This window comes from Tenacibaculum sp. 47A_GOM-205m (assembly GCF_000518405.1).
In the GTDB taxonomy this organism is placed as follows: domain Bacteria; phylum Bacteroidota; class Bacteroidia; order Flavobacteriales; family Flavobacteriaceae; genus Polaribacter; species Polaribacter lutimaris.
The window spans coordinates 281766-296563 of sequence record NZ_JADN01000008.1 but is presented as its reverse complement, the minus strand read 5'-3'; the positions used below and the strand labels follow the sequence as shown (position 1 = coordinate 296563).

Genomic DNA, 14798 nt, shown 5'->3' with positions numbered 1-14798 from the left:
TTCTCATCTTTGTTCTATGACAGGAACGGTTTATAAATCTACAGGAAGTTGGTATTGGGTAAAGTCTGAAGGCGAACTATATAAGTGCCGCATCAAAGGAAAATTTCGTCTTAAAGGAATTAAGAGTACCAACCCTATATCAGTAGGTGACATAGTTGATTTTTCATTAGAAACTAAAAATGATGAAGAAACAGGATTGATTACCAATATTCATGAACGTAAAAACTTCATTGTTCGTAAATCGGTTAATTTATCAAAACAAACCCATGTAATTGCTTCTAATATCGATCAGGTATTTTTATTAATTACCATTGACAACCCTCCTACTTTTACCACGTTTATCGATCGTTTTTTGGTCACTGCTGAAGCCTATTCAATCAAAACAATTTTAGTTTTTAATAAAATTGATTCGTACGAAATTGAGCAACGTGCAGAAATTATGTATCTAAAAGACATTTATGAAGCTATCGGGTATGACTGTATAGAAGTTTCTGCTACCGAAAACATCAATATTGACAAAATAAAAGAGTTGATGATAGGTAAAGTAAGCATGTTTGCGGGTCATTCAGGAGTTGGAAAAACTACTTTAGTTAATGCCATTGAACCTTCTTTAGATTTAAAAACCAAAGAAATTTCTGAACAACATAAACAGGGGCAACATACTACTACTTTTGCTGAAATGTTCGATTTAAGTTTTGATGCTCGTATTATTGATACTCCAGGAATTAAAGGTTTTGGAGTTGTAGATATAGATAAAGATGAATTAGGTGATTATTTCCCTGAGTTTTTTGCTTTAAAACAAGATTGTAAATTCAACAATTGTATTCACGTAAACGAACCACAGTGTGCCGTTAAAGAAGCCTTAGAAAATGAAGAAATTGCATGGTCTCGTTACAAGAGCTACCTACAAATTCTAGAAGGCGAAGAAGAACATTACCGAACCGATATTTGGGAGTAGTATAAACTTTCAATTTATCCAATAATTTAAGTTTAAAAAAATGAAAGCCGTAATTCAACGTGTTTCAAAAGCAAGTGTTACTATTGAAGGTGTTAAAGTTGCTGATATCCAAAACGGATTATTAGTCTTACTTGGTATTATTGATGAAGACACACAAGAAGATATCAATTGGTTAACTAAAAAAATTGCAAACCTTCGTATTTTTAATGATGAAGAAGGCATAATGAATAAATCATTACTTGATATAAACGGAGATGCTATTGTAGTAAGCCAGTTTACTTTACACGCTTCTACTAAAAAAGGAAATCGTCCTAGTTATATTAAAGCTGCTAAACCTGACGTTGCCATTCCGTTATACGAGAATTTTGTTCAGCAATTTGAAACAGATTTAGGCAAAAAAGTGCAAACAGGTGAGTTTGGAGCAGACATGAAAGTGGAATTACTAAATGATGGTCCTGTAACTATTATTATTGACACCAAAGACAAAGTGTAATTGCTGTTTATTGATATTCATACCCACATTTCATCTATCCAAAAAGATGTTTTTTCAATAGAAAATAAATACCCTAATTCGACAGACTTTAGCACTCCTTTTTCTATTGGCATTCACCCGTGGTATATTTCAGAAAGCACTTTACAAAACGACATAAAAATTATTGAAGAGCAGCTAAGCTCAGAAAACTGCTATGCTCTTGGAGAATGTGGTTTAGACAGAATAACAGATGTTGATTTTTCGCTTCAACTAGAAGTTTTCAAGCAGCAAGTTCAACTTTCTGAACAACATAACAAGCCTCTAATTATTCACTGCGTAAAGGCTTTTCAAGAAATTATTCAATTAAAAAAAGAAATCAAACCAAAACAACCTTGGATTGTTCACGGATTCAATAAAAATCACCAAATTGCGCTCGATTTAATACGACATCAAATATGTATATCCTTCGGAGAGAGTTTATTAAAAAATGAGAGGCTACAAGAAACATTTTCAAAACTTCCGTTAGACTTTCTTTTTCTAGAAACAGATACTTCCGAAGAGCATATTGAAAATATATACAACATTGCTAGCGAACTAAGAAAAACCGAAAAACAAAATATTATAAATACTGTAAAACAAAATTTTAGTAGAATTTTTAAAAGATGAGTTGGTTAGAACGTACCGAATTATTGGTTCAAAAAGAAGGATTAGAGAAGATTAAAAAAGCCAATGTTTTAGTAGTTGGATTGGGTGGAGTTGGATCGTTTGCAGCGGAATTTATTGCACGCGCAGGTGTAAACAAAATGACTATTGTGGATGGAGATGTTTTTGACAAAACAAACATAAATCGTCAATTACCAGCACTACATAGCACCATAGGAAAATCAAAAGCACAAGTATTAGCTGAGAGACTTAAAGACATCAATCCAGAGGTTGAATTGACCGTTTTAGAAGAGTTTTTATCACCTGAAAGAGCCTTTGAAATTGTAACTCCAAACTTTAACTATGTACTAGATTGTATTGATAGTATTACTCCTAAAATCAATTTAATTGTTGCAGCACGCAGGAAAAAAGTAAAAATCATTAGCTCTATGGGAGCGGGTGGTAAGTTAGACGCTTCTAAAGTTAAAGTGAAGGATATTAGTAAAACCAAGCACTGTAAAATGGCAAGAGCCATACGTAAACGCTTAAAAGAATTAAAAGTAGACAAAGGAGTTAGAGCTGTTTATTCCGAAGAAATTCAAATTTCTGAAAGTTTAAAACTCACCGATGGAACTAACTATAAAAAATCATACTACGGAACCATTAGTTATATGCCTGCTGCTTTTGGCTTACATGCTGCTTCTTACGTAATTAATCACATCTTAACAAAAAATTAAATCCCATGGAAATTATTTTTTTATTACATTTGTGCTCAATTAATAATCATTATTAAAAACTCAAAGATGAAAAAAACAATTTTAGCTATTGCTTTTATGGCAATGGGAGCTGTTGCTTGTAAAACAGAGAAAAACAAAACTGCTGTTAGCGAAGAAAAAGAAGTAGCAAAAACAGAAAATATTATTAATGCATACAAAGCAAACGTTGCTGAATCTGTAGTTACTTGGAAAGGAACTAAACCAACTGGTTCTCACAACGGTGTTGTAAGTTTAGAAAAAGGAACTTTAGAAATTGAAAACGGAGCTGTAAAGTCTGGTGAATTCGTTATCGACATGAACACTATCGTTTGTCAAGATTTAGAAGCTGGAAACGGTAAAGAAAAATTAGAAGGTCACTTAAAAAATGCTGACTTCTTTGACGTTGAGAAATTCCCAACTGCTAAGTTTGAAGTATCTAGTTCTGAAGTAAAAGACGGAAAAGTTCACGTTACTGGTAACTTAACTTTAAAAGACGTTACTAAGAGTATTACTATTCCTGCTACTATTACTGAAACTGAAGATGCTGTTACTTTTAAAAGTGATGTTTTTAACATTGACAGAACTGACTTTGGTATTACTTATAGCTCTAAGAAAATTGATGCTGCTTTAAAAGATAAATTCATTAATGATTTAATGGAAATTTCTTTCGAAGTTAAAGCTAAAAAATAATTTTAGTTTTCTATAGAAACTAAAAAAAGGGTTGACAATGTCAACCCTTTTTTTATGCTTTAATAAATTCTTCTACTTCAAACAAGTCTTTAAAGTGTTTTAGAATTTTTTCTTTCACTTCCTCTTCTGGTATTTTTCTCCCAAGCTCAGCTTCCATAGAGGTTACTGCTTTACCACGAATTCCACAAGGAATTATATTATCAAAGTATCCTAAATTTGCATTCACATTTAATGCAAACCCATGCATGGTTACCCATCTACTTGCACGAATTCCCATAGCACAAATTTTTCGAGCAAACGGTGTTCCAACATCTAACCAAACACCTGTTTCTCCTTCACTTCTTTCAGCTTTGATACCATATTCAGCAATTGTTAAAATAATTGACTCTTCTAACAAACGTAAATACTTATGAATATCAGTAAAAAAGTTCTCTAAATCTAAAATTGGATATCCAACTATTTGACCAGGACCATGATATGTTATATCTCCCCCTCTATTTATTTTATAAAAAGTAGCTTCCTTTTCTTTAAGCTTCTCTTCATTTAATAATAAATTATTTATATCTCCCGATTTCCCTAGGGTATATACATGTGGATGTTCTACAAATAAAAAATAATTTGGAGTTTCTATTTCTCCTCCTCCATTTCTCTTTTCTCTCTTTAATGAAACGATCTCATCTAACAAACTTGTTTGATAGTCCCATGTTTCTTTGTAATCTTTTTTTCCTAGATCACTAACTCTTACTTTTTTATTCATAAATTAGGCGTCTAAATAGCTCTACAAAGGTAGGGAAAATTAAACTTTTACTGTTATATGTAAGACTTATCAATAACTAAATCATGCCGAAAAGAAACTCCCTTCTCATATTTTGTATTTTACTTCTTTCAACCACAGGTTTGTTCTCTCAGCAGATGTGGACGAAAACATCTAACGAAACAATTAAGCTTCAAAAAAAAGAAGTACTTACAACTAAAATTTCTCCGAATCAACACTTACTAATGAGGTTAGATTTAGAAAAATTCAAAAGTATCTTATTAAGTTCAAAAGCTAAGAATACTACCTCTGAAAAGATAATAACGTTACCTAATACTAATGGAGAAGTTAAAAGATTTTTTGTAAAAGAAACCTCTTATTTAGCTCCTGAGTTAGCAGCAAAATTCCCACAAGTGAAATCTTATTCTGCTAAAGGAATTGATGACACTTCCTCTACAGCTAAAATAAGTATAGGAAAAGATGGTGTACATGTTATACTATTTACTTCAAATGAAAATACAGTTTATATTGATCCTTATACAAAAGATAATAAAGAGTATATAATCTACAAAAAAGGAGAGCTTGCCTCATTAGATGATGACTTCTCTTGTAAACTTGAAAATACTGCTCAAAAAAACATTTCTGCTTCTATACAAAGTAGAAATGCAAATGATGCAACATTAAGAACTTTTAGAACTGCTATTGCTTGTACTGGTGAGTATGCACAATTTCACATAAACAATCAAGGTGTATTACCAACTGCTAGTGAAGCAGAAAAAAAAGCTGCTGTATTGTCTGCTATGAATACTACGATGACTCGTGTTAACGGCATTTTTGAAAGAGACTTAGCCGTAAGAATGGTTCTTGTTAGTAATAATGATGATTTAATTTTCTTAGATCCTAACACTGATGAATTATCAAACGATGATGCAAATTTTTTAATTGATGAAAGTCAAGTAAAATGTGATGCAATTATTGGAGACGCAAATTATGACATCGGACATACCTTTAGTACAGGAGGTGGTGGTTTAGCACAATTAAATTCTGTTTGTGTTACGGGGTACAAAGCTCTAGGAATAACAGGTAGAAGTCAACCAATAGGTGATGGATACTCGATTGATTATGTAGCTCATGAAATAGGACATCAATTTGGTGCTACTCATACATTTAACAATTCTTGTAGCGGTAATAGAAGTCTTGAAACAGCTGTTGAACCTGGAAGTGGATCAACCATTATGGCTTATGCTGGTATTTGCTCACCAAACATACAAGGAGCTAGTGATGATTATTTTCATGCTGTTAGTATCGCTCAAATGTGGGAGCATATTCAAGGGGCCGGTGGTTGTGCTAGTGTTTCAAGCACAGGAAATAATGCACCTACTGCTAACGCGGGCAACAATGTAAGCATCCCTAAATTAACACCTTTTGTTTTAAAAGGAACAGCTACAGATGTTGATGGAATAGAATCTTTATCCTATACTTGGGAACAAATTGATAATGAAGTGGCAACTATGGCTCCTTTACCTACCAATACTGCCGGACCAATGTTCAGATCTTTATCTCCTTCAAAATCTCCAAATAGATATTTCCCTGCTCTTTCAACTGTGGTAAGTGGAAACACTTCTACTGAATGGGAAGTTTTACCTTCAGTAGCAAGAGAGTTGGATTTTGCTTTTACAGTTAGAGATAACCATGTAGGAGGAGGTAGTTCAGCAAGAGATGATATAAAAGTTACAGTTGTAGATGTACAACCATTCATAATCAACAACCAACCTACTTGGGCACCAAACACTACAAGAGAAATTAAATGGCTGGTTGGTCAAACCAATGCTTCTCCTATTAACTGTCAAACTGTAAACATAAAACTATCTACAAACGGAGGTGTTTCTTTTGATGTAATTCTTATAGAGAACACACCTAATGACGGTATAGAATCTATTACACTTCCTAATCTAGCTACAACAAACAATGCAGTTTTAATGATTGAGGCTGCTGATAATATTTTTTACAACGTTACTCCTGAATTTAAAATAGATACTACTCCTGACTTTGCAATCTCTAACCTAAGTGGAGATATAGCTCTATGTGGTAGCGCTTCTAATAATGTACAATTTGAATTAGATTATGTTGCATCTAACGGATTTAACAATACCGTTACTTTTTCAGCTTCTGGAGCTCCAATTGGCTCGTCTATTTCATTTGACAATAACACTGTTAGTAATAACTCTAAAATCACAGTAACTATTGATAATATTAATAATGCAGCTACGGCAGATTATATTATCAATATTGTAGCTTCTGATGGTTCTCTTACAAAGTCAATAAACCTTAACCTAAACAAAAACGATAATATTTGTAAATCTACAGGTACTACCGAATCTCAAATTAGTATTACAAACGTAACATTTAATGATATTGATAATAGTTCTACTAAAACAACAGGGTATTCTGATTTTAAAAATCAAAGTACAATAGTAGGAAAAGGAGAAAGTTACACGCTAACAACATCTATTAACAACGATAGCTATAGTAATATTAAAACATTTGCTTGGATAGACTGGAACCAGAACTGTGTATTTGACATTAATGAAGCTTATGAAGTTTCTAACAATACTGTTACAATTACAGTCCCTGAAAATGCTGCTGTCGGTTCTACAACCATGAGAATTACCACAAAGTTAAATTCTGCACCTGACGCTTGTGAATTAAGCTTAAATGGTGAAGTAGAAGATTACACCATTACTGTTGAAGAACGATTTGCCACAGACAATAGCTTATTTAAAGATCTTCAAACTTATCCTATTCCTTCTAATGGTAGTTTAACGGTAAGTTTTAGAGTAAAAGATAAAAATGCTACAATCATTCGTTTATTTGATTTTAGAGGACGCTTGATTGAAACCCAGAAATTTTCAACAATCTCTAGTTCTTTTAATAGAGTGGTTAACTTTAATAAGGCAGCTAGTGGATTTTACCTAATGCAAATTGAAAATGCAGGAAAACATATAACAAAAAAGATTGCTATTAGGTAATCTCTTTTACAGCACTAAACAAAAAAAGCGAGCTAATTAGCTCGCTTTTTTTTACCTTAATATTCTCTTTATAAATTATATTTTACTGTAAACATTGCTATTCTTGGCTGAATAATATACGATGAGTTACTCACAAAAATATCATTACTACTATTTTGGTTCAATCCTGTTGAATTTAGCAAGTTAGTAACTCCCACTTTGTACTCCCATTTACTATCTTTTTTCTGATATGTTATATCTGCTTTTAAAAACCCGTAGCTATCAATCATTTCTCCATCATTCAACACATTGTTATAGGTATAATTTGATGTAAAAATGAACTCTTTTAAGAAAAATGTATCCAAATTTATATACGGACTATGTGTTGTAAAAGTATTTTCTACTCCCCCAATATTCGAGTTATTGATAGACACATTATAACCTACGTCAAAATTTGGAGCTTCTTTAAAATTCGTGCTAAATTTTGAAGTATACGTTTGTGAAAATGTTTTTGCTAATCTATTTCTTACTTCATTAGTTTGACGATCTATTATCAAACTATTCGATTTCCCATAAGAAATATTTCCTCCAAATCGTAATTTGAATTTTCTAAAACTCTTTTGAAAATTAGCTCTTACCGAAATAGTTTCATCTGGAAAAGCAGAATTTATTGAAGTTCTAACTTGGTTCACATCAATAAACTCGGTATTGCTTTTAATTTGATCAATTCGTTTGCTATAGTTTATAGATCCAAAAACGTTAGTATAATTAAACATATTGAAGCTAAAGTAATTCAGGTTTACATTATGATATAATGAATTTTCTAACTCTCTATTTCCTGAATACAAACTATTATAATTATTAAAAACATACCCTTCAGCCAACTGATTTACATCCGTAAAACTTGTTTGCATACTATAACTTAAACGTAAAGTTTCCGATTTTTTAAGATTTACTTTTACCGAAGCATCTGGCAACAATTTCATGAAATTATTCTCATAAACTGACCCTAACTGAGTATTTTTTGACACATAATTATGCAGAGTAAAACCTTGATTGAAGGTGAAAATCCCCGTTATAAATTTATAATGCAAGCCTACATATAAATCATTAAAAGAAAAATCGACGTCGTTAATTGTAGAAGACTGAGTAATTTCATTTTTATTTCCTGCTAAAATTTCAAAAATATTAGAATTAAATTGTTGATTACTCAACGTAGCACCTAAGGTTACATTTAAATTACTTTTTGAGTTTATTACATAATAGTAATCTAGTTTTGTATCGAGCTTATTTGTTCTTATCTTTTTATTCTGGCTTACATCAAATAAATTATGATCTCCAGGATTTGGATTTACATTCGTTAGTGATAATAGATTATAAAATGATAATTTTTCTAATTCCGCATTGTAAAACGGATCTTCATTTTGCCATAAATGTTGCGCTTCAAAAGCAAAAATATTTTTATCGTTTAAAGTGTAATAATAATTTAAATTTTGATTGATTGAAAACGGACTTTGGTCTGACAACTGGTTAATTGGTACTACCTCATTATCTGCATTAAAATAGGCTCTAGTTGATAATGTTGATTGTAATTGCTCTTGCTTAGACACCTTTGCAAAAATGTCATAATCCAATTGATTATTTGTATTAGGCTTATAGCTTGAACTTAGTTTAAATAAACCTAAATCACTTTTTTGAGTGGTTAAATCTTGTGTTTGCTCTGTATCAATATATTTTGCTGAAGATGGATCGTTTTCGTCGTATGGAGGCAAATTATTTGTGTTAATTCCTGTGTTAGCGTATACACGTTGCGTGGTTTCTTCCATATCTGTCTTGTTTCCAGAGTAAATGGCAAACCCACTAATATCCCAAGTTTTTTTGGGAGAATAGCTAAAGTTTAAGGCTCCAAATTTTGATTCAATTTCTTTCGCTCTATTGTTTCGTAAGGTTAAAAAAGAAATATCATTTGACCCCACGTTAAAATTTGTTCCGTTGCTTTCACCGAACGATCTGAATCCGCCAGTAAACTTAAAATAATCGCGCATAGTAAACGGAACTTCGCCAATATTATTCACATCGGTAATAATATTTACACTGTATTTCGGACTGTAATAAAACAATTTTGGATGCGCTATATATCGACTATCTTCCATCACCAACCCTAAACCTACTGAAACTTCACCAAACCAAAAATTTTTCTTTCCCTCTTTTAATTTTATATTGATAACTACGTTATCTTCATTATCAGTTACACGACTCATCTGGCCCACTTCACTATGGTTTTTAAGCACTTGAATTTTATCAATCGCATTGGCAGGAATGTTTTTTGTTGCTATTTTAGAATCTCCATCAAAAAAATCTTTTCCTTCTACCATTACCTTTTTTACGGTTTTTCCTTCCACTTCAATTTCTCCATCATCATTTACTTCAACCCCTGGTAATTTTTGAAGTACATCTCCAAGTTTTTTCTCTGTACCATTTTTAAAGCTATCAGCATCATACACAATGGTATCCCCTTTAACTGTTACAGGCATTTTATAAGTAATGTTTACCTCATCTAAACTATTATCTCCTTCTAAAGTAATATCTTTTAGTAAATCTATTTCTTTTGTTTCAATACCTATTTCTGCTGTTTTTAAGCCTATGTAACTTACTTGAATCTTATATGGTGAGTTTACGTTAAGATTCAATTTATAATTCCCTTTAGCATCTGTAAACCCATAAGAGTCTAACTTTTTTGTCGTTTTATTAATAGCTATAACATTTGCCATTTCTAACGGATTTCCTATACTATCTTTTACAACTCCTTTAAGTGTAATTTGAGCATTTATAGCCCATGTAGTCATACAAATGACTATGAATACTAATTGTTTCATTGTGTAGTTTCTTGTTAAGTAAGTTGTATGTTAGTGAAAGCCTCTTCCGCCTCTATCATTCCCTCCTCGTCTACTCCTGAATCGCTCCCTCATTTCCTCCATCTTTTCTTTTACAACCTTATTGTATTCTTCTCTTGTGATTTCTTTTCCTTTTGCTGGTTCTTTTATGTCTATTTTATCAGAAGGATTCATTGTTATTTCTGAACATAAAATTGTTGTTCTTCCTTCATTAATTTCTAAAATCAACCCTGGTAATCCCCAATACTCACCTGGACCATTACTAACAGGTATTTGTGGTGTGTACCAAGCTGTAACAACAATTTCCTTCGGTATTTCAACCTCGTCAGTTACTTTTTTTACGTTTGAAGTATCTTTTTTCTCTTCATTATCACGGTTTCTTCTTCGCATATTTCTCCAATCGAAAGCACTAGTTTTTTTAACCAAAGTTGCTTTAAAACAAGTGTAATTTCCTATTTGTTTAGTTTCACTTCCTAATTCCCATTTTGGTTGTTCTGCTTTTTCAGTAATTAAAAAATTCTTTCCAAAAAACTCCGTAGACTCTAACAACTTACCCTCTTTTACATTTTTATAGGTAGTTCCTCCGCCTGCGAATCCTCCAAATCTAAAACCTCTCCCTGATCCTGGAGCTTCTAGTTTTTCTTCCTCTTTATATATTGATTCCTTTTTCGTAAAATTTAGAATGTATGTTTTCTCTAACATATTTTTCATACGCTCTAAAATTCGTTTTTTTTGTTCTTCAGACATTTGTCTTCCACCAAAATCAGTATCTACCGTAGTTTTAGATTGATAAATAGCTTTTCCTTGAAAATTTGCTTGAGAAAAAACAGCTACAGAAATACATAAAAAAAAGCTGGTTATTATACGTTTCATTACTTCAATTTTTTAAGTTATAACTCATTAACAGATAACAGTTAGACTCTTAAAAAACATAAAAGTTTAAAACACCTGTATTATCCTCTGATTTCTATACTGAAAGAATTCCCATCCTTACTTTTTCGTTTGTTTTTAAAACGTTCCATTATTTCTTTTGAATGATCATCCATAATCTTATCAAACTCTTCTTGAGTTACTTTTTTTCCTTTTTTAGGTTCTTCTATTTCAATTTTATCTGACGGATTTAACACAATTTCTGAACAAACTATAGTAAGGTTTCCATCTTGTACTTCTAAAATTAATCCAGGCAATCCCCAAAACTCTTCTGGACCATTACTTATAGGAACTTGTGGTGTATACCAAGCAACCGTTTCAATTGTTACGGTTTCTTTTTTCTCTTCTTTTTCTCCATCAGTCATCGAAAAAGACGTTCTTTCTTCTTCTCTCTTTCTTGTTGCTTTATAACAAGTATAATCGCTAATATTTTTGGTTTCTCCTGTAGTTTCCCACCCATAATCTTGTAAAACATCTTTAATTAAAAAACGTTTCCCACTTATTTCTGTTTTATTTACATAGCGTCTATCTACTATATTTTTATATAAAACATCGGTTCCTCCACCACTTCCCATGATTTGGATTTGCATCCCTCCTGTTTGAACTTGTGGCGAAGACAACTCTTCGTTTTGTGTATAAACAGATTCTGATTTGTTAAAGTTTAACGTATACGTTTTTTGAAACTGTTTCATTAACTGAGCTTGTAATTGCTTTTGCATATCAGCATTCGGAGCCCCTTTACCATCATCTATCTTAAAATCCATTTTTCGATGCGTTTTATAAGTTGCTTTTCCTGTAAAATTTTGTGTATACCCTCCAACACTAAATAAGAATGTTAATAATATTATTGTACTTTTCATTTTTTTAACGTTTTATAGTTTTTCAATTACTTTAATCATTTTTCTTGTGATTTTGATTGTTCCGTCCAAATCAGACATTTTACCTTTAACCTCAACACTATGTTTGAATTTTGGCTCTGAATCATTTGTGTCACTTTTCACTTTAAACCCAAGAACTATGCTTTCATCCTTATTTTCATTTCTATTAAAAATCTCTTTAACATCATCCCAATTAATAGTTTTTAATTCCTCTACAGAATCAACTGAATAAACCAGTGAAGTAATTTTACTTTCTTTTATTGTAGTTGTAGGAGCCTCACTTTGTGAATAAAGCAAACCACTAATAAGTAAAAACAGAATTGTACTAATTTTTTTCATTTTTATATTTTTTTTCGTTCAACACTACAAATATGGTTTGCTCTAACATCTTTTTGAGTTAATGAGTGTTAACGAGTGTTAACCGGTATTTTTTATTCAACATTAGATTATATCTTTGAAGTATGAACACGAAAAAACATCATTGGATTTTATACTTAATCAGTATTACCATTGTTGCTACTATTACTATTCAGTTTTATTGGAACTATAAGAACTACCGAGAAAACAAACAACGGATTGTAAATGAAATTCAGCAAAGTTTAGATGATGCCATTGAAATTTATTATACAGATTTAACTAAGAAAAGGTTTTTTACTTTTTCCTCTTCAGATAGTTTACCAAAAAAAACAAATGCTTGGAGTTCTATTTTTTCTAATTTAAATAACAACAGGGATTCCTCTAACCATAAATCAAAAGTCAATATAACTTCGTTGAGTTTTAGCACCGATAGTAATCAGGAATTTAAAGAAATGGATTCTATTTTTACTCAACAAATTACTAATGGTATAAAAAAACATCACAAAAAAATAGACTCTTCAAAACTTGAATTTAAAATCAAACAGATAACCCAATCTAACCTAGATATAAAATCAAGTCTTAATTTTAATTCTCCCAACCATATTAAAGAAATAAAAGTTTTTAATTCTAACGAAGATAAAATTGCTGATAGCTTAAAATTAATTAAAGGATTACAAACCATTTTTATTTCTGTTCAAGACAATTCTTTAAATCATAACAAATTAGATTCACTTATAAAAAAACAACTCTTTATTAAGGGAATTTCTACTCCGTTTTATATCAATCACTTTAAACATGATACACTCTTTTACTCATCAAAAAAGGAAAATTCGCCTGTTCTTGCTTTAAAAATGAATGCTAAATCTACCTATGTGAAAAGTGAAGAAAAATTATCATTACAATATGAAAACCCTACTCATGTTGCCTTAAAAAGGAGTTCTACTGGTATTTTGCTATCATTATTATTAGCGTTAGCAGTAATCTCTAGTTTGTTTTATTTACTAAAAATCATCAATCAACAAAAAGAATTAGCAGAGATAAAAAACGACTTAATTAGCAATATTACACACGAATTTAAAACCCCTATAACAACAGTTTCAACTGCACTAGAAGCCATTAGTAATTTTAACGCTATTAATGATATAGAAAAAACGAAAAAATATCTCACTATTTCATCTGTTCAGGTTGAAAAACTAAACTTAATGGTTGAAAAATTATTAGAAACAGCAACCCTTAACAGCGAAAAATTACTTCTAAAAAAAGAGCCTATCAATTTGGTGGAGCTGATAGAAAATAACGTTAAAAAACATCAGTTTACCAATTCAGAAAAAACAATTCAATTTTCTACAAATAAGTCTCAAATTATTACCAATGTAGATTCTTTTCATTTTGAAAATGCTATTTCAAACCTGCTCGATAATGCCATTAAATATGGAGGAGACATCATCGAAGTACATATAAATCAAGTATTAAACATTATTGAAATTGCAGTAGCTGATAACGGCAAAGGGATCGACAAACATCAACAAGAAAAAATATTCGACAAATTCTATCGTATTCCTAAAGGAAACACTCACGATGTAAAAGGTTTTGGGATTGGCTTGTACTACACCAAAAAGATTGTTGAAAAACATGGAGGTACAATTTCATTAGCCTCAAAACTAACTAATACGTTATTTAAAATTGTTTTGAATTATGAATAAAATCATCAAAATTTTATTAGCCGAAGACGAGCCAAGTTTAGGACAAATAGTTAAAGAAAGTTTAGAAACCAGGAATTTTGAGGTTTTTCATGTACTTAATGGTGAGCAGGCTTACGAGGTATACAAAAACAATTCACCTGAAATATTGGTTTTGGACGTAATGATGCCTAGAAAAGATGGTTTTACCTTAGCCAAAGAAATCCGACAAGAAAATAAGCAAATTCCCATTATTTTTTTAACAGCAAAATCGCAAGCTAAAGATGTTGTAGAAGGTTTTGAACACGGCGGCAATGATTATTTAAAAAAACCTTTCTCTATGGAAGAGCTTATTGTTCGCATTCATGCTTTACTAAATAGAGTTGAGTTAAAAAAAAGTCATAATAACATAAATATTGGCAACTATATCTTTAATCACACTAAACAAACATTAATACTTAATAACGACATAAAAAACCTCACACATAGAGAATCTGAACTACTTTTTCATCTATCTCAAAATAAAAATGAAATTTTAGACAGAGCCTTTATTTTAAAAAAGTTGTGGGGTGATGATGATTTTTTTAATGCACGTAGCATGGATGTGTTTATTTCTAAATTACGAAAGAAGTTAAAACATGACGAAAACATTCAGATTATAAACGTAAGAGGTTATGGTTATAAATTGATTTGTTAATCTTGTTTCTTAATTCCTTTTTTTATGTACTTTTACCTCCCCCTGAACTGGCATTGCCAGTAATATTAAAATCATTATTACACA

General features: G+C 31.1%; 13 protein-coding genes. 8 read left to right on the top strand and 5 right to left on the bottom strand.

Annotated elements, in window-relative coordinates:
- Positions 1–16: 16 nt before the first annotated feature.
- The 5 genes from rsgA to N534_RS0110240 all read left to right on the top strand — a co-directional run bounded on the left by rsgA (position 17) and on the right by N534_RS0110240 (position 3517).
- Positions 17–958, top strand: a complete 942-nt coding sequence (gene rsgA / locus N534_RS0110260) for a ribosome small subunit-dependent GTPase A (protein WP_028892407.1) — start codon at positions 17–19, stop codon at positions 956–958.
- A 40-nt stretch (positions 959–998) separates the two neighbouring features.
- A complete protein-coding gene (dtd, locus tag N534_RS0110255; RefSeq protein ID WP_028892406.1) occupies positions 999–1451 on the top strand; it encodes a D-aminoacyl-tRNA deacylase in 453 nt (150 codons plus the stop codon).
- On the top strand, positions 1452–2096 hold the full coding sequence (locus N534_RS0110250) for a TatD family hydrolase (RefSeq protein WP_028892405.1): 645 nt from the start codon (positions 1452–1454) through the stop codon (positions 2094–2096). It abuts the gene before it with no gap.
- Positions 2093–2809, top strand: a complete 717-nt coding sequence (locus N534_RS0110245) for a ThiF family adenylyltransferase (protein ID WP_028892404.1) — start codon at positions 2093–2095, stop codon at positions 2807–2809. The genes N534_RS0110250 and N534_RS0110245 overlap by 4 nt, the downstream gene beginning before the upstream one ends.
- A gap of 66 nt (positions 2810–2875) precedes the next feature.
- Positions 2876–3517, top strand: coding sequence for a YceI family protein (locus tag N534_RS0110240; RefSeq protein ID WP_028892403.1), 642 nt, complete (start codon positions 2876–2878; stop codon positions 3515–3517).
- 52 nt (positions 3518–3569) lie between these two features.
- Here the strand turns inward: N534_RS0110240 and lipB are convergent, their stop codons facing one another.
- Positions 3570–4274, bottom strand: a complete 705-nt coding sequence (gene lipB / locus N534_RS0110235; protein WP_028892402.1) for a lipoyl(octanoyl) transferase LipB — start codon at positions 4272–4274, stop codon at positions 3570–3572.
- 242 nt (positions 4275–4516) lie between these two features.
- On the opposite strand from lipB, the gene N534_RS0110230 reads away from it, so the two are divergent.
- Entirely contained in the window at positions 4517–7300 is a 2784-nt protein-coding gene (locus N534_RS0110230; protein WP_197017712.1) for a reprolysin-like metallopeptidase, read from the top strand.
- 68 nt (positions 7301–7368) lie between these two features.
- Here the strand turns inward: N534_RS0110230 and N534_RS0110225 are convergent, their stop codons facing one another.
- The 4 genes from N534_RS0110225 to N534_RS0110210 all read right to left on the bottom strand — a co-directional run bounded on the left by N534_RS0110225 (position 7369) and on the right by N534_RS0110210 (position 12320).
- Entirely contained in the window at positions 7369–10155 is a 2787-nt protein-coding gene (locus tag N534_RS0110225; RefSeq protein ID WP_028892400.1) for a TonB-dependent receptor, read from the bottom strand.
- A gap of 30 nt (positions 10156–10185) precedes the next feature.
- Positions 10186–11046: a GLPGLI family protein gene (locus N534_RS0110220; protein WP_028892399.1), complete on the bottom strand. Its 861-nt coding sequence runs from the start codon at positions 11044–11046 to the stop codon at positions 10186–10188.
- Between the two features lie 80 nt (positions 11047–11126).
- Positions 11127–11963 (bottom strand): GLPGLI family protein, encoded by an 837-nt coding sequence (locus N534_RS0110215; protein ID WP_028892398.1) that lies wholly within the window; start codon positions 11961–11963, stop codon positions 11127–11129.
- A 12-nt stretch (positions 11964–11975) separates the two neighbouring features.
- A complete protein-coding gene (locus tag N534_RS0110210; protein WP_028892397.1) occupies positions 11976–12320 on the bottom strand; it encodes a hypothetical protein in 345 nt (114 codons plus the stop codon).
- A gap of 122 nt (positions 12321–12442) precedes the next feature.
- Between N534_RS0110210 and N534_RS0110205 the strand changes: the two genes are divergently transcribed.
- Positions 12443–14041: a sensor histidine kinase KdpD gene (locus tag N534_RS0110205; RefSeq protein ID WP_028892396.1), complete on the top strand. Its 1599-nt coding sequence runs from the start codon at positions 12443–12445 to the stop codon at positions 14039–14041.
- Positions 14034–14714 carry a response regulator transcription factor gene (locus N534_RS0110200; RefSeq protein WP_028892395.1) on the top strand — a complete coding sequence of 227 codons (681 nt, stop codon included), beginning with the start codon at positions 14034–14036 and terminating at the stop codon, positions 14712–14714. Before N534_RS0110205 ends, N534_RS0110200 begins: the two co-directional genes overlap by 8 nt.
- Positions 14715–14798: the final 84 nt, after the last annotated feature.

Excerpts from the sequence above, each read along its gene's own strand:
- N534_RS0110240 (WP_028892403.1), top strand. The coding sequence starts at position 2,876 with ATGAAAAAAACAATTTTAGCTATTGCTTTTATGGCAATGGGAGCTGTT.
- N534_RS0110200 (WP_028892395.1), top strand. The coding sequence starts at position 14,034 with ATGAATAAAATCATCAAAATTTTATTAGCCGAAGACGAGCCAAGTTTA.
- N534_RS0110230 (WP_197017712.1), top strand. The coding sequence starts at position 4,517 with ATGAGGTTAGATTTAGAAAAATTCAAAAGTATCTTATTAAGTTCAAAA.
- rsgA (WP_028892407.1), top strand. The coding sequence starts at position 17 with ATGACAGGAACGGTTTATAAATCTACAGGAAGTTGGTATTGGGTAAAG.
- N534_RS0110210 (WP_028892397.1), bottom strand. The coding sequence starts at position 12,320 with ATGAAAAAAATTAGTACAATTCTGTTTTTACTTATTAGTGGTTTGCTT.
- N534_RS0110205 (WP_028892396.1), top strand. The coding sequence starts at position 12,443 with ATGAACACGAAAAAACATCATTGGATTTTATACTTAATCAGTATTACC.
- N534_RS0110245 (WP_028892404.1), top strand. The coding sequence starts at position 2,093 with ATGAGTTGGTTAGAACGTACCGAATTATTGGTTCAAAAAGAAGGATTA.
- N534_RS0110225 (WP_028892400.1), bottom strand. The coding sequence starts at position 10,155 with ATGAAACAATTAGTATTCATAGTCATTTGTATGACTACATGGGCTATA.
- dtd (WP_028892406.1), top strand. The coding sequence starts at position 999 with ATGAAAGCCGTAATTCAACGTGTTTCAAAAGCAAGTGTTACTATTGAA.
- lipB (WP_028892402.1), bottom strand. The coding sequence starts at position 4,274 with ATGAATAAAAAAGTAAGAGTTAGTGATCTAGGAAAAAAAGATTACAAA.
- N534_RS0110215 (WP_028892398.1), bottom strand. The coding sequence starts at position 11,963 with ATGAAAAGTACAATAATATTATTAACATTCTTATTTAGTGTTGGAGGG.
- N534_RS0110220 (WP_028892399.1), bottom strand. The coding sequence starts at position 11,046 with ATGAAACGTATAATAACCAGCTTTTTTTTATGTATTTCTGTAGCTGTT.